Below are 24,598 nucleotides of genomic sequence, written 5' to 3'. Positions count from 1 at the left end.
CGACCGTGACCGCATCAGGGATGTCTTCGAACCCTATCCGAGCGGCGCGCACTGCGAACCCGTTCCGGCCGCGCCCGCGCCACCCGGAGCAGGAGGGCGAAGCGTCGTCCGATCGGTCTGTCGAACACGTCGTCGAACGTCGACTGCAGTTTTCCGAGATCGCCGAACCGGGCCTCCGAGAGCCGGGTGAGGTCGGTGTCGTCCTCGGCGTAGAGGAACACCGGTGACGCCGGCTGGACCGCCAGGCCCATGCCGTGGGCGCATATCCACACGCTCTCGGCCGCCATTCCCGCTCGGACGTAGTCGACCGGCCGCGGTCCCGACGCGAAGACCGCTACGAGTGCCGAGCTGCTCCGCACCCGCGTTCCGGTCAGACGCCCCAGCCCGTGCCCGAGGTCCCACTCCCCGAGTTGATCGAGCACATCGTTTCGCACCGTCAGGTCGAGCATCGTGCGCTCCGCGTCGTCCATCCCGAGTGCTCCGACGTCGATGCCACTGTCGATGTCCTCGGAGTGCGGCCACCGCAGTTCCGCGAGCATCTCCCGGCGCAGGACGGGAGTCAGGTAGCGGATCCTGTCCGATTCCGCAAGCAGCTCCGCGGTCTCGGCCAGGCGATCGACGTCTGTGACGACCCGGATCCGGCCGCCCTCCCGCGCGGCCGCCTCGTACAGGGCAGCCGTCTCGGCATCGGACAGTGGCGATCCGTCACCGGGTTGCCGATTGGTGCCGCGCGAGAGCATGGACTCGTACTGGGCGGCCAGCACCGGGTCGGTGTCGTCGGAGAACCGCATCGTCGCGATCACCTCGCGCGGCGGCTCGCCGCCGTCCCGCGCGAGTACTCGGACCGGGCCGAGTATCCGGTGTGCCGCCGCGGCGATGCGCGCGTTCTGCAGGGCTGCGCCGAGCGCCACGTAGCTGCCCCGACAGTGGATGTCGATCGCGGTCGGCACGAAGTCGTCCGCGATGTCGATCTCCAGCATCCCGCCGCCGGCCGTGATGGACCAGGGTTGGCTGTTACCTCCCGAGGGGGCTCTGTTCGCGGCATGCAGTACCCGGTCGATCGGATCGCCCGATTCCGCGGGCAGGGGGGCTTCCGCGACGGCCCGGTTCCCCGGGTCCGCGGGTAGGGTCAGGGCGTCGAGGCAGGCCTCGACGTCCACACGGCCTCGCCCCGAGTTCAGCGGCTGCCCGAGGCCCAGCCGGCGCACGACCGCGGCGACCGTCGCCCCGCCGAGCATTACCTCGCTCCCCAGTTGAGGCCAGGTGACCAGCGTCCGCTCCACCTCCAGGAGGGAGGCGGCCATCCGGGTCGAGATCCGCTCCGGTCCCAGCAGGCGCAGAGCGTACGGAATCTTCTCCCGACCCGACAGGGCGGCGAGCCGCTGCGGATCGATCTCTCCCAGCAATCCGTGGAACGGGGGTCCCGGCCGCAGATCGAAGCGCTCGACGTCGATCAACCCCCGGTCACTCGTCTCCATCACCACCGGGACGGCTCGCCGGGCCGCTTCCGCGCGCAACAGGACCTTGACGTCCAGGGAGTCGCACTCGTCCACGACGACGTCGAGTCCGTCCAGGAACTCGCTCATCGCTTCCGGTCCGACCCCGTCGGGCCACACCGACAGGGACAGGTAGGGATCCAGCTCCGAGAGTCGTCGCGCGGCCACGACCGCCTTGTTCGTGCCCAGATCGACGAGGGAGGCCGGCACCCGGTTGAGATTCGACAGCTCGATCGGGTCGAAGTCGGCGAGCCGCAGTTCCCCGCACACCCCGTCGAGCACCAGCGCCTGCGCAACCGAGAAGCCGACGCTCAATCCGACGATCCCCACCGTCACCCCGCGCAGCCGGTCCTGTTCGGCCGACGTCACCTTGTTCCGGTTGCGGTCCAGCCGTAGCCGCCGGAACGAGTGCGGGCCGAGCACGCGGACGACGGTCCGGCGCCAGGGGTAGTGGACCCACCGTGCCGGTTCGTCGAGCAATTCGCTCCCCGGCGGTGGGAGCACTTCGCGCAGTCCTCTCACCTGATCGGCGAGACGGTCGACGACCACGAGGCCTGGTTCGGAACGAACGCGCCGGAATTCCACCATATCCTCCGGCCGGTCTTCCGCAAACACGGAAGCCGTCCATCCCGCCTCGCCGTCGGACATCACGCCGGCTCCCCGTCGAGAGGATATCCACCCACTTCTTGTCGGAGGTCGTCGCCGAGCGGATCGGCGCGCAGACGGTCCCACCACATGAGCCGGGTCCGATAGCGGGCGTCCGGGTACGGGGTGGCCGGCATGCTCTCGTCCACCACTCCCCCGCAGGTCTTCCACAGATCCAGAAGGTTGTCGGCGGCCGTGGCCATCATGTACCGGGAGTGGAGCAGGTCCATGAACTTCGCGCCCATCCGGGCGATCGCAAGGGTGAGCTCTCGACGCTGGGGCACATCCTCGGACACCCATGCAGCCTTCGCCTCGATCAGACCGAACGGGATTCGGCTCTCGATCATGCGGCGGAGGTGGCCGACGTGCTCCGGAGCAGTCCACTCGGTCAGGGCATGGGACTCGTCCGCACTGCGAAAAGGCCCCTGAGCTCGTACCCCACCCACGACGACCCCCCTTCGATCGAGCCCCGCGCAGAACATCGCCGTGTTCTCCCCGCTTCGCACCTTCTCGTACTCGAGTGCGGACTCGACCCCGAATCTGCGATAGGCACCCAACGCCCGGGCGAGATATTCGTTCCACAGATCCCCCGCCGCACTCGGTGCGGCAGCGACGAACGAATACCCGGAGGCAGGATCCCTGTAGGTCGAGACACGCTCGCGCACCGAGTCCGATGCGACCCGCACTGCTCGATCCACTGTCGGCCTCCGACCTTGCGGGTGACCTCGATCGGAGTCACCCGGCGGACCACATCAGGCCCTCTCGCTCACCGCTGTCGTGATCGTCGACCTGGGACGGCACGGGTCATACATGTGGCTGTATGGGTCGAGTATGCAGTATTCGGGTGTTTCACACGGTCTCAAGCCAAAGATATGTAAAGTTCCGTTACTCCCGACGGGCCGATGACAGCCACCTCCTCCCGGTACGCCCGTTCGATCCGTCCCTCCTTCTCGGCGATCTCGACCTGGTGCCACACGTCCTCGACGGGATCGGAGTGATCGCCGTCAGGAACGAAGCGGGCGAAGTATCCGGTGGGAACCCGCACCAGCGAGTCCCCGACCGCCAGGCCGGACAGGCCGTCGCAGCGACAGCCGACCACCGCGTTCCATCCGACCTCGGGGTGGCAGATGTAGACCACGACCACCTCGCCGATGCCGCGCGCGCGGATGCGATCCTCCGTGAAGGTCAGCAGTTCGGACCGCTGCCCGGTCGGCCCCGGCTCGAGTCCCGGCAGAACGAGCCCCCCCACATAGTGGTCGTGCAGCTTGATGAGTTCGAAACTCATTGCGCACCAGCCTTTTCCGTGGTAGTGATCGCCACGTACATGTCGATGCGGTACGCGTGGGGATAGAACTCGAAGTCGCCGGTGAACGACCGGACGATCTCACCCGCCTCCTCGGCCGCCCGGATCTGGTTCCACAGGTCGATGAAGACGCCGGGGAACGTACCGGTCGAGGAGAACTTCGCGTAGGTCCCGGCGGGCAGGCAGGCGACGAGGTGGCCTTCGGTCACCTGGTCCAGCGACTCGCACTGATAGCCGACCGTCTGGGTGTAGTAGGAGTCGATGTCGACCGCGTGATCGGTGTATGCGGAGGCCAGGGGCCCCCCGAGTTCCTGCTTCAGCACCGCGGACCAGGCCCGCTCGAGCGCCCGGTCGCGAACCTTGCCGAGGGCCCGGCGCGGGCTGCGCACGGGCAGGCCGGCGACGAGCGTCTGTTCGCGCTGCACGATCTGAAACGACATCGGGCGACCTCCCCAGGATCTCACCGTACGCCTCGACACCCCGGCGTGCCCGACCCACGAGTGAGGGTGTGAGTGGTTCCGAGTCTAGGGGTGTCTACCAACTGGCGCCTAATAGCAGGCAAAACAATCTAAGAGTTTGTTTCAGGGTTCCATTCATTCTCTAGGTATGGTTATCTAGTCGAGTCGGACCTGATGTTGCGAGAATCTCGCCGGCACGGTCCCGGCCGACTGCCCGAGGGGTGTGATCAATGAAGTGCCGCCTGTGCGAATCGGAACGACTCCTCAGCGTGCTCGATCTAGGCGCCACGCCGCCGTGCGAGCGCTTCCTGGCCGCGGACGAGCTCGACCTGCCCGAGACCACCTACCCCCTGCACCTGAGGTTGTGTGAGGACTGCCTGCTGCTGCAGATCCCGGCGCTCATCACGCCCGAGGACACCTTCACCGAGTACGCGTACTACTCGTCGTTCTCCGACTCCTGGGTCGACCACGCGCGGCAGTTCGTCGAGAACGCCATCCGCGACCTGGATCTGGGCCCGAACTCGTCGATCGTGGAGGTCGCCAGCAACGACGGTTACCTGCTGCGACATGCGGTCGCGGCCGGCATCCCCTGCCTGGGCATCGAACCGTCGGTGAACGTCGGTTCCGCAGCCCGCGCAATCGGGGTCCCCACCGTCACCGCCTTCCTCGACGAGGGCCTCGCCGAGGACATCCGCCAGGAATACGGGCCCGCGAACCTGGTCGTGGCGAACAACGTCTACGCCCACATCCCCGACCTGCTCGGCTTCACCCGGTCACTGCGCACTCTGGTCGCCGACGACGGCTGGATCTCCATCGAGGTGCACCACGCACTGAACCTCGTGCGCGAAGCGCAGTTCGACACCGTCTACCACGAGCACTTCCAGTACTACACGGTGCTGTCCGCGATGCGGGCGCTCGCCACCGGGGGCCTGTCGGTCGTCGACGTGGAGCTGCTCGGCACCCACGGCGGATCGATCCGGCTCTGGGCCCGGCCGGACGAGGTCGCGGATTCCCCCGGGCCACGGGTGGAAGCCGTGCTCGAGGAGGAACGCCGGGCGGGTCTGCACACCACGGCGGGTTACCGCGAACTCGAGGCCCGCGCCCGCTCCGTCCGCCAAACCCTCCTGCGCTTCCTCCTCGACTGCCACGACCAGGGCCTGTCCGTCGTCGGTTACGGCGCGCCGGGCAAGGGCAACACCCTGCTCAACTACTGCGGCATCCGGCCGGACCTCATGGCCTACACCGTCGACCGGAATCCGTACAAGCACGGGCGTTACACGCCCGGCGCCCGGATCCCGATCCTGCCGCCGGAACAGATCGAGAAGGACCGGCCCGACGTGGTCGTCGCCCTGCCGTGGAACCTGGCGGCGGAACTGACGACGCAGCTGCAGTACATCTCCGCCTGGGGCGGCCGGCTCGTCTTCCCGCTGCCCACCCTGCACACCACCATCGGCCCCGCCGACTTCGTCAGGAGGATCACGGTATGAAAGTCGTTCTGTTCTGTGGCGGCTACGGCATGCGGATGCGCAACGACCGCACCGACGAAATCCCCAAGCCCATGCAGATGGTGGGCCCGCGACCGCTGCTGTGGCACATCATGAAGTACTACGCCCACTACGGTCACACCGAGTTCATCCTCTGCCTCGGCTACGGAGCGGCCAAGATCAAGGACTTCTTCCTCGATTACCACGAGGAGCAGTCCAACGACTTCGTCCTCCACGACAACCGGGTCGAGCTGCTCAACACCGACATCAGCGACTGGTCGATCACCTTCGTCGACACCGGTCTCGAATCCGCGATCGGCGAGCGCCTGCGCCGCGTACGGGACCACCTGGACGGGGACCGGTACTTCCTCGCCAACTACGCCGACGTCCTGACCGACGCCCCACTCGACGTGATGATCGAGCGCTACCACCGGTCTGGTGCGACGGCCTCGATGCTCGTCGTCCCCCCGCAGTCGTCGTTCCACTGCGTCGATGTGGCGGAGAACGGCGAGATCAAGGAGATCGTTCCGGTCAGCCGTTTCCCCATCTGGGAGAACGGCGGATACTTCGTGCTGAGCCAGGAGATCTTCGACCTCCTTCCGCCCGGCGGCGATCTCGTCGCCGACGTCTGCGGCACCCTCGCCGGGCAGGGCCGGCTGTACGGGTACCGGCACAACGGATTCTGGAAGCCGGCGGACACGTTCAAAGAACGCGCCGAGCTGGACGACAACTACGCCCGCGGCATCCATCCCTGGACCGTGTGGGAGACGGCACGGGCGGCGGTGACGTCGTGATCGAACTACAGGCCCTCGACGTCCGTGAGATCGCGGTGCTCGGCGCGCACTGCGACGACATCGCGATCGGGCTCGGGGGCACGCTGCTGAGCTTGACCGCACAGGCGCCGAGCCCCCCGCGGGTGCACGCGTTCGTGCTGTCGGGCGAGGACTCGCGCCGCGAGATCGAGGAGCGGCACGCGCTGGCCGCACTGTGTCCCGGCGTCGACCTCGAACTCACCGTCCTCGACGTCCCCGACGGCCGCGCCCCCGGCTACTGGGAGGCGATCAAGACCGCCCTCGAATCCTTCCGGCACACCTGCGACCCGGACGTGGTGTTCGCACCGCAACGCGGCGATGCCCACCAGGATCACCGGCTGCTGGCGGAACTGGTCCCCACGGTGTTCCGCGACCACCTGGTCCTCGGCTACGAAATCCTCAAGTGGGAGGCCGACACCCCGCACCCGACGATCTACCACCCGCTCACCCGCAAGGTCGCCGAGGAGAAAGCGCGGATCCTGCTCAAGTACTACCCCTCCCAGGTCGACCACGACTGGTTCGACGAGCAGGCCTTCCTGGGCCTGTCCCGGCTCCGGGGCGTGCAGTGCCGGCGTCCGCACGCCGAGGCGTTCGTCCTGGAAAAGGCCACCGTCCGCTTCGGAAAGGCATGACATGCGCGTCCTCGTCACCGGTCATCAGGGGTACCTCGGGTCGATCATGGTGCCGGTTCTCCGCTCCCACGGTCACGAGGTGACCGGCCTGGACTCGGGCCTGTTCGCGGACTGCCTGCTCGGCCCCGCTCCCGACGATCCCCCGGCCCTCCGTCTCGACCTGCGCGACGTCGCCGCGTCCCACCTCACGGGCTTCGATGCGGTGATCCACCTCGCGGCGCTGTCCAACGACCCGCTGGGCTTCCTCGAACCGCGGATCACCTACGAGATCAACCATCAGGCGTCCGTGCAGCTGGCCCGGTGTGCGAAGGCCGCGGGCGTGCGCCGGTTCCTCTACGCCTCGACCTGTTCCGTCTACGGTTCGGCCGGCGACGACCTGGTCGACGAGAACGCACCGCTCCGTCCCCTCACGCCCTACGCGGAAAGCAAGGTGCGCGTGGAAGACGATGTCGCCGCGATGGCCGATTCCGGCTTCTCCCCCGTGTTCCTGCGCAACGCGACCGCGTTCGGGTTCTCGCCGCGACTGCGCGCCGACATCGTCCTGAACAACCTCGCGGGTTCGGCATACCTCACCGGCGAGGTCCGCGTGCTCTCCGACGGAACACCGTGGCGGCCTCTCGTGCACGCGCAGGACATCGCGGAGGCTTTCGCGCACGCCCTCGTCGCCCCCACCGAGCGGATGCACTGCGCGGCCTTCAACGTGGGCACCGAAGCCAACAACGTCACCGTCGCCCAGATCGCCGAGGCCGTGGCCGACACCGTTCCCGGCGCCACCGTCGCCATCACCGGCGAGAGCGGCCCCGACCCCCGGTCGTACCGTGTCGACTTCTCCTCTGTCCGTAGGGCTTTCGACGGATACGAGGCTCGGTGGACGGTGCGCGACGGCGCGGCCGAGCTGTACCACAGCTATCGCCGATACGGGCTCACCGCCGACGCGTTCGCCACGCGCTTCACCCGGCTCGCGCATCTGAGCCGCCTCCAGGAGATGGGCGAGCTCGACTCGACGCTCCGATTCCAGCGGATCGGGGTCTCGGATGCGTGAGCTACAGCGAGGCAAGAAGTTCGGACCAGGTGCCCGCCGCTTCGTCCCGCGCACTGACCACACTGACCGGCAGCGGCCAGGCGATCGCGAGATCCGGATCGTCGTAGCGCACCGCGACGTCCTCGGCCGGATCGTGCTGCCGGTCGATGCGGTAGCACACATCGGCAGTGTCCGTCAGCGCCTGGAAACCGTGCAGGAATCCCGGCGGGACGAACAGGTGCGCGAACTCGACGTCGTCGAGCCGGAACGCCTGGTGCCGACCGAAGGTGGACGATCCGGGGCGGACGTCGACGAGCACGTCGTGAACCGCGCCGTGGGCGCATCGCACCAGCTTCGCCTCGCCACGCCCGGACCGGCCGTGCAGGCCGCGCATCACCCCGCGCACGGATCGCGACTGCGAATCCTGCAGGAAGTCGGACGCACGGATGCCGGTCGATCCGGCCTGCTCGTCGAAGATCCGCGCATCGAAGGTGCGGGTGAACAGACCTCGATCGTCCCGGAACGGCTCGGGACGGAACACCAGCACGTCACGCAACTCCGTGGTTTCGACACGCACCCGTCGATTCTCCCGCACCGCCCGCGGCCCCGGCACCCGAATCGCCCCGAAGAGGTGCCGACATGACGACCTGCCGCGGCTGCGGCGGCGCCGACGTCGAACAGGTGATCGATCTCGGCGCGATGCCCGCAGCGGACCACTTCCCCTTCGACGGGACCCCCGTCACCCCGGCCGAGACATCGCACCCGCTGGCGATGGCCCTGTGCCGGGACTGCGGCCTCGCGCAACTCGCCGACGACGACACCGTCCCCGACGAGCCCCGCGGTGTCGAACCGCAGGCCCTGCGCGACCAGGCGGCCGCCGCCGTGCGCGACGTCGCGGACGCCGGATGGCTCACGGGCGGCACGGTCGCCGAATTCGGCAGCCCACACGGTGGCACCTGGCTTCCCCTGCTCACCGACCGCGGCTACGAGATCGTGTCCGCCCGGCGTCCGGCCGCCCTCGTACTCGACTGCTTCGGGATCATGCACGCACCCGACCAGCACACCGCTTTCCGGCAGCGCGCCCGCGCCCTCACCGCCGAGGGGGTCCTGCTGATCCAGTTCCACTCGCTCGCCGCGATCGTGCGGCAACGCCAGTGGACGGCCCTGCGACACGGTCACTTCGCGTACTACTCGCTGACCGCACTGCGCCGCCTGCTCGCGGACGTCGGCCTCCACATCGCCGACGCCTGGACCTTCGACCTCTACGGCGGCACCGTCCTCGTCGCCGCGACCCGCGCGCCCCGCCGGCCGCTGTCCCTCGCCGTCCGCCGGATCCTGGCCGACGAGAAGGTCGTCGGCGTCACCGAACCCGCGGCCGTGCACACGCTGCAGCGGGCGGCCGACGAGCAGGCCGTGGCGTTGCGCACCTGCCTAACGGCGATGACCCGGCAGGGACGCCGCATCTACGCCTACGGGGCGGCATCCCGCGCCGTCGCGTTGTTCGCCCGTGCCGGCCTCGACCACCACCTGATCGCGGGGGTCGCCGACGCCTCCCCCGCCAAGCAGGGTCGGCGGATGCCCGGCACCGACGTGCCGATCATCTCCCCCGAGCAGTTGCTGCGTCTCCGGCCGGATCGCGTTCTCCTGACCCTGCCCGACCTGCTGCCCGAGGTGCGGCGGCGTTATCCGGAACTCGACGGACGGTGGATGATCCCCGCCGACCATGCGGCGCCGCGGCGCACCACCCGCGGCCGGCGGGCCGCGCGGGTGGCCGCCGGCGCCGGAAGCGAGGTGCAATCGTGACCACCAACGCACGCCGCGGCCCACGTGCCGTGTTCCTTCACCGGCCGCAGACCGTGCGCCCCGGCGGCGCCCTGCCGGCCTCCCGGTCGGATGCCGCGGCGACGCCGATCACCCCGCAGCACTTCGCCGCGCGACTGCGGGCGCACATCGATTTCTTTCCGCTGACCGCGGACCTGGTGGTGCTCCCGGTGGTCTTCGCGCTCACCGCGGCCGGCAGTCCGGTCGCGAGCGCCGCGCTGCTCGTCCTGCTCATGGCGGTGCTGGGAGCGTACCGGGCACACCTGACGCTCTCGGTGCTCGACGACCTCCCCCGCGTGCTCGCCGCCGTCACCTTCGCCGGAGTGGTCACGGCGCTGACGCTGGAGCCCTACGGGTCGTCCTTCGGGGCCGTGAAGGTGACCGCTGTCGCCTTCACGGCCGTGACGCTCTCCCGCACCGCTGCCTACGCAGCCGAGCGTCGTGTGCGCAGGAACTCACGTCACCGACGCCGCACCGTGATCGTCGGGGGCGGCGAGATCGCCGTGATGCTGGCGGACGAGATCGCCGACGAACCGGCGTGCGGGCTCGAGCTGGTGGGTCTTCTCGACGACGACCCCCGGCCCGATACCGTGCGCCGGCTCGACGTACCGGTCCTGCCGCTGAGCGGAAACCTGCGAGAATTCCTCACCGCCGAGCAGATCGGCACGGCCATCCTCGCCTTCTCCCTCGTTCGCGACCGCGACATGCTGAAGATCCTGCGCGAGTGCGACCGCCTCGACTGCGAGATCTACGTCGTACCCCGGCTGTGGGAGATGGCGGCCGTGAGCGGCGACATGGAGCGCGTCGGGGCGATGCCGCTGACGCGGGTGCGCCGGGCGGCGCACCGTTCCCTCACGTGGGGGATCAAGCTGTGGACGAGCCGGGTCCTCAGCGCCGTCGCGCTCGTTGTGCTGGCGCCGCTGCTGGTGGTCACCGGTGCGGCAGTCTGGTTCTCCGACAGGTCGGCACCGATCCTGTTCCGGCAGCGGCGGATCGGTCTGGACGGCCGGGAGTTCGAGCTGCTGAAGTTCCGTACCCTGAGACCGGCGGACGAGAACGAGTCCGCCACGAACTGGTGTATCGCCGGCGACGCCCGCCTCGGCCGCGTCGGCAAGGTCCTGCGCGCGACGTCGCTCGACGAGCTGCCGCAACTGTGGAACGTCGTCCGCGGCGACATGACCCTCGTGGGGCCGCGGCCCGAGCGTCCGCACTTCGTCGACAAGTTCGGCGCGACGATCCCCAGCTACACCGCACGGCATCGGGTTCCGGCGGGGCTGACCGGATGGGCGGCCGTGAACGGGCTGCGGGGCGACACCTCGATCGCCTCGCGCGCCCGGTACGACAACTTCTACATCGAGAACTGGGGGCTGTGGTTCGACATCAAGATCCTGCTGCGCACCGTCTCGGCGGTCCTCGCGATGAAGGGGCGATGATGAGCGCGACCGGTCGACCGTGCCGCACCGGCCCGGCCGGCCGTTCCCGTGGGAACGACCGGCCCGGCGTCAGCGACGCAACGTCGCCGCCAGCCCCCGGGACCGCGCCGACAGCCGCTCGAACGCGGCACGCGCGAGGCGCGTGTCACCGGCGATCACATCTCCCCGGGATACCAGGTCCGGGTAGTCCTTCGCGATTCGGTGGTGGAAACGCATCATGTCCGTCAACTTGCTGAACGAGGACGTCCGGCTGCACAGGTTGAACGTCGAATCACGCCATGCGGCAACACGTTCGGACATCCCGAAGAACATGCCGAAGGTCGAGACCCGGGCGAACAGGTCCACGTCCATCGGGAATACCAGATCGCCCCGGAAGCCACCCACCCCGTCGAAGTGCTCGCGCCGGAACATCGCGGCCGCGGTGGGACCGAAGTCGGCCGGCCCGCGCCGCACGATCGTGCCGATCAGGGCGCGCGGCGTGTGCAGGCCCTCGAGCCCGGGGATGCCCAGCCCGCTCTCGCGGATGTCGCCGGCCTCGTCGATGACGTCGAAGCGTGCGGACGAGAGGGAGATGGTGGGATCGGCCATCACCTTCGCCTGGGCCTCGATCGATCCGGGGCGCAGCACGTCGTCGGCGCACACGATCTTCACGAGTTCGCCGGCGGACAGGGACACGGCCTTGTTCCAGTTGTCGCCGATCGAGAGCACCGCGTCGTTGCGGGCCACCCGGACCCGGGCGTCGTCGAACGAGTGCGCGATGTCCGCGGTGCCGTCCTCCGTCGCGTTGTCCAGCACCAGGACGTCGAGGTCGACGTCCTGGTCGAGGATCGAGCGCATCGTCGCGTCGAGCGTGCGGGCCGCGTTGTACGCGGGGACGCAGACAGAGATCGAAGCGGTCATGAGAACCCTCCGTGACGTTCGAGTTCCGTCGCCGGAAGGGCGTCACCACCCGGGCGACGGGGCGTGCGGGGTGCCGGCTCGGACCTGCGTCGGAGCGTACCCGCATTCGAACCGGGAACGCAGCACATTCCCCCGCCCCCGCACACGGCGCCGCGCCGGCGCCGGGCAGCCTACGGCGGTGTCTCCGTGACGTCCTCCGCCCACGTCTCCTCCCGTCGAGCCGGCGAGCCACTGCGGATCCACATGACCGGATCCGAATGGTTCGCCACGGCGCCCGGCGGCCTGAACCGGTACTTCACCGACCTGTACCGCGCCCTGCGTCACAGGCCGGACGTCGACGTGTCCGCAATCGCATTCGGCACCCCGGAAGCGGGAGGGCAGAGCTGGGGCCCGACGGGCGGATCGACGCTGCACCGCGCCTGCACCGCCTTCCGGGACCACACCGCGCTGCCCCGCGAGGCGATCATCGACCGGCACTTCAGCCTCTACGGACGCCCGTCCATCGGTCGGCGCGGCCGGCACCCGCTCGTGGTGCACTTCCACGGGCCGTGGGCAGCGGAGAGTCTCATGGCGGGGTCGAGCGAGATCGCCGCCCGCGCCAAGTACCGGCTCGAGCGGGTGCGGTACGCCGGTGCCGACCGGTACGTGGTGTTGTCCGGGCATTTCCGGGACGTGCTCACCCACTCGTACCGCGTCCCGGAGGATCGCATCCGGATCCTTCCGCCCGGGGTCGACCTCGACCGCTTCCGCGCGACGGACGTGCCCGGCTCCTCGCGCACGGTGCTGTGCGTGCGTCGGCTCGAGCGGCGGATGGGCGTGCATGTCCTGCTCCGCGCCTGGCCGGACGTCGTCGCCGCGCATCCCGACGCCCGCCTGGTGATCGTCGGCACCGGCACCGAGGAGGACGCGCTGCGAGCCGGGGCCGCGGAGTCCGGGGTGGGCGATTCCGTCACGTTCGAGGGCCGCACCGACGATGCGCGTCTGGCGCGCCTGTACGAGGAGGCCGCCGCGACCGTCGTCCCGTCGGTGGCCCTCGAAGGATTCGGGTTGATCGCGCTCGAGTCGCTGGCGGCGGGACGCGCCCCCGTCGTCACCGACTGCGGCGGTCTGCCCGACGCCGTGCGCGGGCTCGACCCGTCGCTGATCGTCCCCGCCGGCGACGCCGAGGCACTCGCCGACCGGATCGCCGCTGCGCTCTCGGGCCGGGTGCCGGGGCGACGGCAGTGCCGCGCCCACGCCGAGACCTACTCCTGGGACGCAGCCGCACAGCGGCACGTCGCCCTGTACGAGGAGCTGGTGTCGTGACCAGCGTGCTCTTCGTGACCCACACGGCCGCTCCGTCCGGCGCCGAGATCGCCACCGCGCGGTTGGCGAGGGCGCTGCGGGACCTCGGTGTCGACGTCGCCGTGGCCTTCGCAGAGGACGGTCCGATGGCACAGCGGTTGCGCGCGGACGGCATCGGCACCACGATCCTGCACGGCACGTTCGACAGCCGGGCGATGACGGTCACCGACCCCAGCCCGCACCGGCTGCTCGCCGGCGCCGCCCGCCTGGTCCGGCTCGGATGGGACCTGGGAGCCGTGGCCGCCGAGCGGGGTGCGACGGTGGTGATCGCCGAGAGCTCGAAGGCCCTGATCATGGGCGCCGTGGCGGCCCGGCGAGCGAGAGTCCCCCTGGTCTGGCACGTGCACGACCGGGTCTCGGCCGAGTATTTCGGCCCGGTGCTCGCCGCGATCGTCCGCGGCCTGGGTCGGTCGCTCAGCCGCGGCTACATCGCCAACAGCAGATCGACGATGTCCTCGCTGATCCCGCGCCGGCGCGCCCTCGTGGCGTATCCCGGCGTCGAACCCGCGCAGAGCGCAGCCCGCGCCCCGCAACGCGCACCGGCGGAGACGGTCGTCGCGGTCGTCGGACGGCTGACGCCGTGGAAGGGGCAGGACGTGTTCCTGCGGGCCGCTGCGGACACGACGGTCCGTCCGGCGCACATCTACCTCGTCGGCGGCACGTTCTTCGACGAGGAACCGTACCGCGAGGAGCTCGAACGCCTCGCCGCCCAACTCGACCTCCCGGTGACCTTCACCGGGCATGTGGACGACCCCGAGGACTACATGCGGCGCGCAGACATCCTCGTGCACTGCTCGGTCATCGCGGAACCGTTCGGTCAGGTCGTGGTGGAGGGGATGCGGGCCGGATGTGCGGTGATCGCCTCCCGCCCGGGTGGCCCCACCGAGATCGTCGAGCCCGGCGTGAACGGACTGCTGGTCGACGCCGGCGATCGGCACGGGCTCACCGCGGCGCTGGACACCCTGATCGGCGACCCGGACCTGCGCCGCCGGCTGGCGGCCGCGGCCCGGCTGCGCGCCGGCTGTTTCGACATCACCGAATCCGCACGGGCGGTAGCACGTTTCCTGGACACGATCGCCGCTCCCTCCCGTGCGGAGGTGAACGCGACATGGTCGAGGAACGCGGGATGAGCAGGGCCGCCGCGCTGGTGCGGGACATCGGCTTCGTCAGCTTCGGCAAGTACGGTCAGTACGTCGTCACGGCCGTGACCCTGCCGCTCATCGCCCGCGTCCTCGGGCCGGAAGGCCTAGGACTGCTCGCGATCGGGATGTCGGCCTACTTCATCGGATCGCTCCTCGTCGATCTGGGGATCACCCAGTTCCTGGCGGCGAAGGTCCCCAACTCGGACGTCAATCAGATCCGCGGCGACTATCTCGCCATCCGCCTCACCGTTCTCGGCACCCTCGGCGCCGCGCTCGTCGTCGGTCTGACGATCGGAGTCGACCCCCACGTCCACATGATCCTGCTCGGCTTGTTCGCGGGGGGCTTCTGGTCGGTTTCGGAGGACTGGGTGCTGATCGGGCAGGGCCGGTTCGTCGCCTCCACGGTCTACCAGGGGGCGGGCCGGCTCGCGTACCTCGCGCTGTTGCTGGTGGTGCTGCCCCGCTTCCCGAGCGCCTCGGTGGCGTTGCTCTGCATGCTCGCCTCGTCGACCCTCACCGTGGCGCTCACCTGGCGGGATTCGCTGCGCAAGTACGGGCGTCCCGCGCGGCCACGCCGCGTCGTCCCCACCGTGCGCATGGCCGCGCCCGTGTTCACCTCCCGGCTGCTCGTGGTCAGCTACGGGCAGGGGGCCGCGGCCATCTACTCGGCCGTGCTCGACGCGGCATCGCTCGGCCTGTACTCGGCCGGCGACCGCCTGGTGCGGGCCGTGCAGTCCATGCTGGATCCGATCGGTTTCGCGCTCCTGCCGCGCATGGCCCGCAGCAGCGGCGACGCTCGGTTCTGGCGGCGCGCGACCCTCGCGATGCTCGCGTGCGTCGGCATCGCCGTCCTCGTGACCGCGGCATTGTGGATCGCCGCGCCGCTCGCGGTGCGACTCGTCTTCGGCAGCGACTTCGCCGACGCCGTCCCGCTCCTTCGCGTCGAGGTCCTCATCCTGCCGGCGACCGCACTGAGTTCCTTCGTCACCACGGCGGTGCTGCCGGTGCGGGAGGACACCTCCGGCGTCCTGATCGGCGCGATCATCGGCACCTGCATCGCGGCCGTCGCGCTGTACGCGGCCTTCCGGACCCATTCGGTGTGGGCACTCGTGTACGGCACCGTCGCATGCGAGTTCGGCGTGGCCCTGTGGTACGTCCTGCGGACACGGCACCTGGTCCTGCGCGAACGGCGAACCGCGCCGTCCGAAGCGGACGTCGACGCGGCCGACGTCCCCGTTCCCAGGGGGGAGAAACGATGAGAATCCTCTACATCGGCGACGACTGGGTCGGCAGCAATGCCCGCTCGCTGGCCGACGGCTTCCGGCAGGCGGGACACGACGTGGTCGTCGTGGACACGACCGCCGTGACGCTCCCGTCCCGGTTCTCGCCCCCGTGGGTCTACTCGAAGATCCGGCGTCAGCGCGCACCGTGGGACCTCGAGGCCGTGCACCGCCGGATCGAGTCGGTCGCCGCCGGATTCCGGCCCGACCTGGTGTTCTGTTTCCGCACGGTGCATCTCGACCAGCGACGGCTACTCGGCACGCCGGCCCGGCTGCACGTGCACTACAGCCCCGACGACGCGTCGAATCCGTACAACACGTCACCGGGTTACCTCCGGTGCGAACGCGAGTGGGATCTCGTGGTCACCACCAAACGGCACAACGTGCCGGAACTGATCGCCCGCGGAGCCGGGGCGGTGCAGTTCGTGCTGAGTGCGTACGACCCGGCATGGCACCATCTCTCGGCGCGCCGGGACCCGCACCGGTATCTGGTCGGGTTCGTCGGCAACTGCCGGCCCGACCGGCGCGACACCACCGTCGCCCTGGCTCGGCGCTACGGCGAGCGGATGCTCGTCCGCGGTCCCGGCTGGCGGCGCGTGCCGGAGCTGCGGCACACCCGCGCCGTCGTCGGCGGGCCGGTGTATGGGGAGCACTTCTCCGCGGCGGTCGCCTCGGTCACGGCCAACCTGGTGTTCCTCAACTCCGACAACCGTGACACCCATACGTGCCGCACGTTCGAGGTGCCCGCGGCGGGCGGCTTGTTCGTCGGGCAGCGCACGGACGAACACGCGACGCTGCTCGCGGAGGGCCGGGAGTGCCTGCTGTTCTCCGACGAGGACGAGTTGCTCGAGATCCTGCGGTGGTGCGACCGGTATCCCGAGCAGGCTCGCGCGATCGCCGCGGCCGGGCACCACCGGATCGTCACCGGGCACCACCGGTACGTCGACCGCGCAGCGGAGATCATCGCGGCCCTGGAGGGCGGAGCCGGCACCGGCGCACCCGGCACGAGCGTCGCCGGGCCCGCACCGGCACTGGTGGACAACGGCTCCGCGACACGGGAGGGGGCACGGTGATCGACCCCGGCATCGAACTCGTCCTGGTGGGCACGGCGCTGATCACCATCGTCGTCGCGGCCGCCCACATCCACGGCGTCGCACGGGTGTTCCTGATCGCGCAGGCCGTCTACTGGACCCTGTCGTACGTCGCGCGTCCCCTCGTACTGCTCACGGTCCAGCCGCGGCCCCGGTACGCGGACAACATCGCCGACCCGCGGCTGGCCGCGATCGGCTACGACCGTGGCATCGCGGAGGTCCTGCAGCCGGTGGCGTTCGGGCTGTGGGTGTACGCCCTCGCCGCGGTGGCCTACGCGATCTGGGATCGCCGGCATCGCAGCGCCGCGCCGCAGACAGCCACCCGCGACTTCGTACCCACACTGGCGGCCGTGTACGCCCTGGGCCTCCTCGGGCGCGCGGTCTCGTACGTGACCGGTTCGACCGGACAGGCGGGTGACGTCCAGAGTTCCAATCCGATACTGGGTTTCGTCGCCCAGCTCGCCACCGTCGGGGCGATCGGGCTGATCATCTTCATCCGGCCCGCGGACCGTCGGACGACCGCCGCGCTGCTCGCGGCGCTGCTGACGGTGGAGCTGCTGTGGACCGTCGCGGTCGAATCGAAGACGCCGATCATGAGTGCCGCGATGGCCGTGGCCGTCCGCTTCGCGATGTACGGCTGGACGCGGCTGCGGGTGGTGTGCGTCGCCGTGATCTCGGTGGTGGGCATCGGCGGGTTCGGGTGGCTGCAGTCGATCAAGCAACCCGACTACGTACGGGCCGAAGTCCTGGTCAGGGATTCGGCCTATCCGCCGTGGGTGCAGCCGTATCTGAGCATCCTGCGCCGGTTCGATCTGCTCGAGGCGGCCACGGACAGCTACTACATGACCATGCGGCCGTGGATGACGCCGTTCGAGGTCGTTCAGCACGGCCTCCAGAGCCTGATTCCCGCGCAACTCCTCGGGACCGAGAAGCTGCGATCCGGCACGGCGTGGGCCACCGAGGTGCGGGGGTCGTCCATGGACATGAGCCGGGTGTCGGTATCCCTCGCCGACGGGAACATCAACGAGGGCTTCGTCGTCGCCGGCTACGCGGGCGTGGCGGCCGGGGTGCTGTTCACCTTCGGCCTGCTCCTGCTCGGCGTGCGGGCGCTGCAGGCGCGGCACATCGTGGTCGTCGGCCTGGGCCTGGCGATCACGGCATCCCCGATCCTCTTCGAACGGGGAATTCTCGGCAGCATGGAGGTGATCGGCAAGTCCCTCCAGCTCGTCGTGCTGATCTGGCTCGTCGACATGACGGTACGCGAATACCGCATACGCACCGGCGCGGCGAGAGGTCCGGAATCGGCACCACAGGAAATCGGCACAGTCGTCGGGGCACGAACAAAGGGGTGGAACAATGGCACTGAGTGACTACACGGGCATAGCCCGGCGCAGATGGTTGACGGTGGTGGCGACGGTCCTCGCCTGCATGGCCCTGGCGTGGGCGTACGCGTCGACCATTCCGACCGCCTACGTGTCGACGACCCGGATGTACGTGTCGATGGCGACCGGAACGTCGGTCAACGACTCGTACCAGGGCGGTCTCGCTGCGCAGCAGCGCATCACGTCGTACCCGTACGTCGCGACGGGCGCCACCGTCGCCGACCGGGTGGTCGACAGGCTCGGGTTGACCATCTCCCCGGGCGAGCTGCAGGGCAAGGTGTCGGCGACGTTCCCGCCGGCCACGACCCTGCTGGACATCACGGTCACCGACTCCACCCCCGAAGGCGCGCGGCAGCTTTCCCGGGCCGTCGCGGACGAGTTCGCGCAGCTCGTCGCGGAGATGGAGACCACGGTGATCGGAGCGGCACCCGCCGCCCGGGCCTCCGTGATCGATCCGGCCCCGCTGCCGAGCGAACCCGTCGGCCCCAACACGAAGCGCATCCTTGCGCTCGGACTCGTCGTCGGCCTCGGACTCGGCTTCCTCCTCGCCTTCCTCCGGGACCGGTTCGACCCGACGATCCGGACACCGGAGCAGCTCGGCCGATCCACCGGCCTGCCGATCCTGGGGACGATCTCGCGGCGCAACACCGACGCGGCGAAGGACATCGGGCGCCTGCGGGCCCACGTCACCGCCGCCCGCGGTGACCGGGACCGGATGGTGGTGATGCTGACGAGCTTCACCGAGCGCTCGAAGCCGTGCGTCGCGGCCCGGCTCGCGAAAGCACTGGCGGACACGGGTGCCCGCGTGGCGCTGATCGACGCCGACACCTCCGGGGACGGAGTCACGGGCCGGCTCGACATGCAGTCCTACGCCGGTGTCGCGGAATGGCTGCGGGACCAGTACCCGCCGCTGACCGAGCTGCCACTGTGGTCGGAGGCCGGCGTGTCGGTCGTGCCCCTCGGCTCCGCCGACGAGCGTACGCCGGACCTGCTGACGTCCGAGCGGTTCGCCGACATCCTGTCCGGGCTCGGAGAGCGCTTCGACTACGTCCTCGTCGCCACCGCTCCCGTGCTCACGGACTCGGCCGCCCTGAGCCTGTCCGCACACTGCGACGCGACGATCGCAGTCGTCGAACTCGGCACGACGAAGGCACCCCGGGTGCGGGCCGCCGCGGACAGCTTCGCCGCGTCCGGGTCGGGGCTCATCGGCGCGGTCACGACCGTCCCGGCACGCACCCGCAGGTTCCCGCAATCGAAGAAGCGGCGGAGCGCCCCGTCGGAACCGGATCTCGGTCTCGTCTACTCCCCCTAGTTCCGATGGTGCCGGAGGTGACTGCATGGCGGACGAGGTGGTGAGCCGTCGGCGACTGCTGGCCGCGTCGCTCGGCGCGGCCGTGGTGCTGCCGCTGGCGGCGTGCTCGTCACAGCAGACGGCGCCGAGCGTCGAAAGGGAGGTCCCCGAGGTGTCGAAGGTGTCGCCGGGACGCAACGTTCGTGACTTCGGGGCGGTCGGCGACGGCATGGCCGACGACACCGAGGCCGTCGCCCGTGCGGCGGCGGCCGGCGAAGGTCCCGCCGTGCTGTATCTGCCGGCCGGGTACTACCGCGTCACCGCGTGGCCGGATCTGCCCGACTTCTCGACGGTCACCGGCGACGGCGGCGACGTCACCATCGTCTTCTTCGAGGGCGACGGCACCCTCGTCTCCGTCCGCGACCGGCACCGCGTCCGGTTCGCGCGGATCGGGTTCTACCTCACGGGCCCGGAAGCGGTGGCCGTGTCGCTGTCGGGCTCGTTCCGGTGTTCGTTCGACTCGGTCGTACTGCGGGGCAGCCACCTCAGCGAGAACTTTCCACAGTACCGGGCGCAACAGGGTGTCGTCCTCGAGGGAAACACCGGTGGAACGGCGTTCGTCGACTGCGACATCAACAACTTCGGCATCGGGATCGTGACCTCGTGTATCCAGAACTATCTGACGGCGTCGAAACTGACCAACAACTATGTCGGCGTCTTGGGCACCGGCAACGACAACAACGCGGGATTGTCGCTGACCAACGTCGAATTCGTCTCCGACAACGACCCGAGGACGACGGACAAGCACGTACGCATCGACGGCGCGGCCAACAACTGGTGGCTGACCAACGTATGGTTCGAGGGCGCCGACATCGCTCTCTCGATCGGTGAACGCGGCCGCGGCGGCCCCTCCCAGTTCGGCCTGATCAACTGCAAGATCGCGGCCCGGAACGTGTGCCTGGACCTGATCCATTGCCGGCAGCCGTATCTCGCGAACGTCCGCTTCGATCCGGACACCGAGGTCTTTCCCACCGAGTTGCGGATCGATCCAGAGGGATGTCCGGAAGGCACGGCGGTCAACCTCGTCTCGAGCGCGTCCACCGACATCGATCTCGCGACATTCCCGGAGGGCTGGAACGTGACCGGACGCGGAATCGTCTCGGGCGCGGTCTTCGCGGGGCCCGTCGTGGCCCGCGCCATCGGCGACGACGACCTGCTGCAGGCTCAGAATCGCGACGGTGAAACCCTTTCCGCGATCCTGTCCGATGGATCATGGCTGTCGGAGCGGCCCGAGTCGGGTCCGATCCTCAAGGACGACGACGGTCGGTACTGGCGGTTACGGGTCACCACCGACGGCAAGCTCGGAACCGCGCCACTGGGTGATCGACGGCCGGCGGGATGAACAGAATCGGCAGCGCCCGCACGGGGGCGGTCACGACAGCACGCCGTCGACGACGTGCTGCATCCGCTCCCGGAACACCGCGCGCGAGAACGTCTCGGCATGGGCGCGGATGACGGTGGCATCGTAGTCCGCCCCGTCGAAGTCCGTCATGGCGGCGGCGAAGTTCTCCACCGTTTCCGCGTCCGTGCCACCGGGAACGAGCCGCCCGCTCACCCCCGGCACGACGCTGTCGAGAGCCCCGCCCGCGCCGAGGGCGAGCACCGGCGTGCCGCAGGCCATGGCCTCGACCGGCACGATCCCGAAGTCCTCGAGCCCGGGCATGACCAGAGCCCGGGCACGCCGGTACATGTCGACCAGCTGCTCGTGCGGCGCCCGTCCGAGGAACGTCACCGTCGGCCCCGCGATGCCGCGGCAGTGGTCGAGGCTGCGGCCGTCGCCGACGACCACGAGACGCACCCCGGCCGCATTGGCGGCCAGGATCGCCAGATCGGGTCGCTTGTAGGGCACCAGACGCCCGGCGAGCAGGAAGAAGTCCTCCCGGGGAAGACGAGGAGCGGGGGTGAACGACTCGGTGTCGACCGGCGGATGCACGACCACGGCGTCGCGGTGCCACCACCGGGTGACCCGGTCGGCGACGGCCGTGGAGTTCGCCACGATCCGGCGCAACCGCGGCGCGGCAGCGAGTTCGGCGCGCCGGGCGGACGACGCGAGCATCGCCAGCGCCGCCCCTCCGAGCCGGCCAGCGGCCTCGCCCTCGCGCAGCGAGGCGTCCCATGCCCACCGGGCCGGGCTGTGCACGTATGCGATCGCCGGCGCGGTCGTGGCGAACACGGCCTGCGTGGCGAACGCGTGATGACTGACGAGCACGACGTCCGCGTCGCCCAGGCGCATCCCGCGAAAAGCCCGCGGCATCAACGGCAGAAGCGGCGCGTACGACCGCTCCCCGCCCAGGTGGTACAGCCGGTCGAGCCACGTCGTGTCGGTCCGCGTGCGCAGGACGGTCGGGATTCCCGACGGGCGCGCGATCGGCACGTGGGCCCGCGCGTCCGGCCACTGCACGGCCAGCTGCTCGACGACATGTTCCGAACCCGCGATCTCGGTGAACCGCTCGTGGACGAGGGCGACACGGGGGGCGTTCATGGACCGGGACGGCCGGCGGCGCCGGTGCCGCAAGACATATGCGGGGATCCTCGATCCGGACGGATCATGCACCACCCCTTTCGGTCCGGACTGCACGGACGACCTCCACCCCAGCTTGGACGGTACCAGCACGCGATCTCCGCGTCAGGGCATTCGGGCCGCTCGCGCGGGCTCCGCGGGCGGGGCGGGTCCCGGCCCGATTCCCGATCCGATTCGACCGTTCCGGTCGAAACCGTGCGGCACCTACGGGTACGCTTGGCACACACCCTCGACCGCCGATGCCCGCCGTCGTCTCGTCCACCCCGGCCGGACCGCTGAGCAGAGGTGAACGCGTGAAACGTCCCAGGCCGTTGGTCGTGCTGTCGACAGCAGGCCGCCTCTATACCCGCCCCCTGCGGCACAGGCTGCGGTGCCGGCAGGGGCGCACCCTGTGCGTGCGGATCGGCCCGGTCGAGGTGGCCGGACACGTTGTGTCCCTGCGGTCGCCACGGTTGTCCGATTGGCCGGAGTGGCAGGCCATCCGGCTACGGGATCAGAAGTTCATCGAGCCGTTCTGGACGTCGTCCCCGCGCCCCTGGGCGGAACGGCACACCGAGCGGGACTGGGTCGACGAGTTCCTGCACGCCCGCCGCGAGGCGCGTGCCGGCCGGGCACTGCCCCTGGTCATCGAGGTGGACGGCCGGCTCGCCGGGCAATTCAGCCTCGAGCGCATCGACCGGTGGGCGGGTCTCGCGGAGGCGGGAGTGTGGATCGACTCGACCCTCGCCGGCAAGGGCATCGCCCTCGCCTCCGCCCGCCTGCTCGCCGAGTACGGGTTCGGCACCCTCGGACTGCACCGCATCACCGCGCCCGTGTGCCTCGGTAACACGCCGGCGGCGCACTGCGCCGAGCAGGTCGGTATGCGCCGGGAAGGCACCATGGTCAGCTATCTCGATGTGGGCGGCCGGCGCAAGGATCACGACCTGTGGGCCATCACCGCGGAGATGTGGGCGGCGCAGAGGGACCGGATTCCAGATCGCGCCCGTCGGTGAGCTCGCCGTCGACGAACCGCGCGATGCGGTCGAAGACGGCCCTGCTCGCCCGGATCTGGTCCTCGGCCCGGGCCAGCAACGCGCGCCGCGACTCCGGCGCGCCGGCCCACATGCTCCGGATCGCATCGCGGAGCCGGTCCTCCATCCCGTCCCGGTCGAGCCGCACCGTCTCGATGCCGGTCCCGAACATAGAATTCAGGCCGGCGAACTTGTCGTCGTAGTACTGCGACGTCGACAGTCCCACCACCGATATCCCCTGCGACAGCGCGAAGACCGCGACATGGTACGCGCCGGTGACGATGATCCGGCACCGGCCGACCTGCCGCGAGAGTGCGCAAGCGCCGGCGAACCGGCCGAGGGGCCGCACCGCGCCGGGGTATCCGTCCAGGAGCGGCATCGTGGACCGCCTGTCCTCCGCGTCGTGCTCGGACACGATCAGCGGAACGAGTCCGCCACCGTATCCGGCCGCCGCATCGCGCACGACGCGACCGACGGAGTCCTGGATCGCGGCCCCGACCGGTGAGTACTCCGCGACTCTCAGGCACACCCCGAGGTCAGTGCCGAGCTCGGCCCGGCGCGTGGAATAGCCCAGTTCCACCGCGTCGTCCCCGGTCACCACGACGCGGTCCGACGGAACCCCCAGGGAACGCAGCAGTTCCGGGCCCCGCACGTCCTCGCGCAGTGCGATCAGGTCGACCCGCGGCAGCACGCGCGCCGCCCGCTCGAGCAGGTCCGGTTCGGTCAGCGGGCCGAGACCCTGACCCGTCATCGCCGTGGGGATTCCACGCTCGGTGGCGTACTCGAGCAGCTCCAGCGTGCGTTCGGTCTGGAACCGGTCGATGTCGGTCATGTATCCACCGCCGATCGCCACCACGACCGAGGCCGTGCCCACCGCGTTCGGCACGTGCCCGCCGTCCCTGGCGAGTGCCGGCCGCCCCGGAACGACTGCCCTCGAAACCGACTCGCCGTTCGCCGTACCGCTTCCTCGGCGTCCGATGGTGCGCCGCGCCCGCCGCGCGATCCGTCCGGGAAGGGCGACGGCGGCATCCCAGCCGTTCATCGGCACACCCGCGATCTCGGGGCCGAGCCGGCCCGCCGGACCCGGCCGCCGGCGGTGCCGCGGCCAATTCCCGCCCCGCTGATAGCAGATCGGATCGACGCGCGATTCGTAGGCTCGCAGCAGCGCAGGAGCGGAGGTGAGAACCCCGATCCGCGCATCCGGCCACCGCTCGGCGAACCGCCGGACGGTCACGTCGAGGATCGCGAGATCGCCCTTGTTGTTGAGCCAGTACTCCCCGTTCTCGAGAAGGACGCGAACCTCCGGCCGGCGGCCGGACGCCTCGGGTGGAATGCGATTCGCCATGTCAACACCTTCGGGCACTCGCAGAAGCGGAAAGATCGGGGCGCAAGCCACGCGCGCCTGCCCGAATTGTCCGGGCCGGCAAGGTAGGTCGGGTCGCCTCGAACAATACCCGATTCCGCGGGGCAAC

At 70.0% G+C, this 24,598-nt stretch carries 22 protein-coding genes; 14 read left to right on the top strand and 8 right to left on the bottom strand.

Annotated elements, in window-relative coordinates; genetic code table 11:
• Window positions 1–14: 14 nt before the first annotated feature.
• The 4 genes from HFP48_RS08230 to HFP48_RS08215 all read right to left on the bottom strand — a co-directional run bounded on the left by HFP48_RS08230 (window position 15) and on the right by HFP48_RS08215 (window position 3,884).
• Window positions 15–2,147 carry an Rv1355c family protein gene (locus tag HFP48_RS08230; protein WP_168579338.1) on the bottom strand — a complete coding sequence of 711 codons (2,133 nt, stop codon included), beginning with the start codon at window positions 2,145–2,147 and terminating at the stop codon, window positions 15–17.
• On the bottom strand, window positions 2,144–2,488 hold the full coding sequence (locus tag HFP48_RS31535; protein WP_246872527.1) for a hypothetical protein: 345 nt from the start codon (window positions 2,486–2,488) through the stop codon (window positions 2,144–2,146). Before HFP48_RS31535 ends, HFP48_RS08230 begins: the two co-directional genes overlap by 4 nt.
• Window positions 2,489–3,000: 512 nt before the next feature.
• On the bottom strand, window positions 3,001–3,426 hold the full coding sequence (locus HFP48_RS08220) for a hypothetical protein (protein WP_168579336.1): 426 nt from the start codon (window positions 3,424–3,426) through the stop codon (window positions 3,001–3,003).
• Window positions 3,423–3,884, bottom strand: a complete 462-nt coding sequence (locus HFP48_RS08215; RefSeq protein WP_168579335.1) for a GyrI-like domain-containing protein — start codon at window positions 3,882–3,884, stop codon at window positions 3,423–3,425. The genes HFP48_RS08220 and HFP48_RS08215 overlap by 4 nt, the downstream gene beginning before the upstream one ends.
• A gap of 248 nt (window positions 3,885–4,132) precedes the next feature.
• On the opposite strand from HFP48_RS08215, the gene HFP48_RS08210 reads away from it, so the two are divergent.
• The 4 genes from HFP48_RS08210 to HFP48_RS08195 are packed head-to-tail and all read left to right on the top strand — an operon-like array spanning window position 4,133 to window position 7,872.
• A complete protein-coding gene (locus HFP48_RS08210; RefSeq protein ID WP_168579334.1) occupies window positions 4,133–5,389 on the top strand; it encodes a class I SAM-dependent methyltransferase in 1,257 nt (418 codons plus the stop codon).
• A complete protein-coding gene (locus tag HFP48_RS08205; RefSeq protein ID WP_054371847.1) occupies window positions 5,386–6,180 on the top strand; it encodes a glucose-1-phosphate cytidylyltransferase in 795 nt (264 codons plus the stop codon). Before HFP48_RS08210 ends, HFP48_RS08205 begins: the two co-directional genes overlap by 4 nt.
• Window positions 6,177–6,830 (top strand): PIG-L family deacetylase, encoded by a 654-nt coding sequence (locus HFP48_RS08200; protein ID WP_210432814.1) that lies wholly within the window; start codon window positions 6,177–6,179, stop codon window positions 6,828–6,830. Before HFP48_RS08205 ends, HFP48_RS08200 begins: the two co-directional genes overlap by 4 nt.
• Before the next feature lies 1 nt (window position 6,831).
• Entirely contained in the window at window positions 6,832–7,872 is a 1,041-nt protein-coding gene (locus HFP48_RS08195; RefSeq protein WP_168579332.1) for an SDR family oxidoreductase, read from the top strand.
• Between the two features lies 1 nt (window position 7,873).
• On the opposite strand, the gene rfbC is transcribed toward HFP48_RS08195, so the two are convergent.
• Complete coding sequence (gene rfbC, locus HFP48_RS08190; protein ID WP_006940756.1) at window positions 7,874–8,428, bottom strand: dTDP-4-dehydrorhamnose 3,5-epimerase; 555 nt, start codon at window positions 8,426–8,428, stop codon at window positions 7,874–7,876.
• 62 nt (window positions 8,429–8,490) lie between these two features.
• Between rfbC and HFP48_RS08185 the strand changes: the two genes are divergently transcribed.
• Window positions 8,491–9,654 (top strand): class I SAM-dependent methyltransferase, encoded by a 1,164-nt coding sequence (locus HFP48_RS08185; protein WP_168579331.1) that lies wholly within the window; start codon window positions 8,491–8,493, stop codon window positions 9,652–9,654.
• Window positions 9,651–11,105, top strand: a complete 1,455-nt coding sequence (locus HFP48_RS08180; RefSeq protein ID WP_168579330.1) for a sugar transferase — start codon at window positions 9,651–9,653, stop codon at window positions 11,103–11,105. Before HFP48_RS08185 ends, HFP48_RS08180 begins: the two co-directional genes overlap by 4 nt.
• Before the next feature lie 69 nt (window positions 11,106–11,174).
• Here the strand turns inward: HFP48_RS08180 and HFP48_RS08175 are convergent, their stop codons facing one another.
• On the bottom strand, window positions 11,175–12,005 hold the full coding sequence (locus HFP48_RS08175) for a glycosyltransferase (RefSeq protein WP_168579329.1): 831 nt from the start codon (window positions 12,003–12,005) through the stop codon (window positions 11,175–11,177).
• A gap of 243 nt (window positions 12,006–12,248) precedes the next feature.
• Here HFP48_RS08175 and HFP48_RS08170 point away from each other — a divergent pair, with 243 nt between their 5' ends.
• From HFP48_RS08170 to HFP48_RS08140, 7 genes are read left to right on the top strand one after another with little or no spacing between them, the layout of a single operon-like run.
• Window positions 12,249–13,310, top strand: a complete 1,062-nt coding sequence (locus HFP48_RS08170; protein ID WP_168579328.1) for a glycosyltransferase family 4 protein — start codon at window positions 12,249–12,251, stop codon at window positions 13,308–13,310.
• Window positions 13,307–14,479 (top strand): glycosyltransferase family 4 protein, encoded by a 1,173-nt coding sequence (locus tag HFP48_RS08165; RefSeq protein WP_168579327.1) that lies wholly within the window; start codon window positions 13,307–13,309, stop codon window positions 14,477–14,479. Before HFP48_RS08170 ends, HFP48_RS08165 begins: the two co-directional genes overlap by 4 nt.
• On the top strand, window positions 14,458–15,750 hold the full coding sequence (locus HFP48_RS08160) for an oligosaccharide flippase family protein (RefSeq protein WP_168579326.1): 1,293 nt from the start codon (window positions 14,458–14,460) through the stop codon (window positions 15,748–15,750). Before HFP48_RS08165 ends, HFP48_RS08160 begins: the two co-directional genes overlap by 22 nt.
• Window positions 15,747–16,844: a glycosyltransferase gene (locus HFP48_RS08155; RefSeq protein WP_168579325.1), complete on the top strand. Its 1,098-nt coding sequence runs from the start codon at window positions 15,747–15,749 to the stop codon at window positions 16,842–16,844. The genes HFP48_RS08160 and HFP48_RS08155 overlap by 4 nt, the downstream gene beginning before the upstream one ends.
• A complete protein-coding gene (locus HFP48_RS08150) occupies window positions 16,841–18,232 on the top strand; it encodes a hypothetical protein (protein ID WP_168579324.1) in 1,392 nt (463 codons plus the stop codon). Before HFP48_RS08155 ends, HFP48_RS08150 begins: the two co-directional genes overlap by 4 nt.
• Complete coding sequence (locus HFP48_RS08145) at window positions 18,219–19,556, top strand: polysaccharide biosynthesis tyrosine autokinase (RefSeq protein WP_168579323.1); 1,338 nt, start codon at window positions 18,219–18,221, stop codon at window positions 19,554–19,556. Before HFP48_RS08150 ends, HFP48_RS08145 begins: the two co-directional genes overlap by 14 nt.
• A 25-nt stretch (window positions 19,557–19,581) precedes the next feature.
• Complete coding sequence (locus HFP48_RS08140) at window positions 19,582–20,937, top strand: glycosyl hydrolase family 28-related protein (protein ID WP_168579322.1); 1,356 nt, start codon at window positions 19,582–19,584, stop codon at window positions 20,935–20,937.
• A gap of 30 nt (window positions 20,938–20,967) precedes the next feature.
• Here the strand turns inward: HFP48_RS08140 and HFP48_RS08135 are convergent, their stop codons facing one another.
• A complete protein-coding gene (locus HFP48_RS08135; protein ID WP_168579321.1) occupies window positions 20,968–22,077 on the bottom strand; it encodes a glycosyltransferase in 1,110 nt (369 codons plus the stop codon).
• Between the two features lie 332 nt (window positions 22,078–22,409).
• Here HFP48_RS08135 and HFP48_RS08130 point away from each other — a divergent pair, with 332 nt between their 5' ends.
• Window positions 22,410–23,108, top strand: coding sequence for a GNAT family protein (locus HFP48_RS08130; protein ID WP_168579320.1), 699 nt, complete (start codon window positions 22,410–22,412; stop codon window positions 23,106–23,108).
• Here HFP48_RS08130 and HFP48_RS08125 read toward each other — a convergent pair.
• Window positions 23,050–24,471 (bottom strand): polysaccharide pyruvyl transferase family protein, encoded by a 1,422-nt coding sequence (locus HFP48_RS08125; protein ID WP_168579319.1) that lies wholly within the window; start codon window positions 24,469–24,471, stop codon window positions 23,050–23,052. The two genes, HFP48_RS08130 and HFP48_RS08125, sit on opposite strands and share 59 nt — an antisense overlap.
• Window positions 24,472–24,598 lie beyond the last annotated feature (127 nt).

Source organism: Rhodococcus sp. DMU1, assembly GCF_012272955.1.
Taxonomy (GTDB): domain Bacteria; phylum Actinomycetota; class Actinomycetes; order Mycobacteriales; family Mycobacteriaceae; genus Rhodococcus; species Rhodococcus aetherivorans.
The sequence above is the reverse complement of the archived record's forward strand: the minus strand, read 5'-3'. Positions and strand labels throughout refer to the sequence as shown.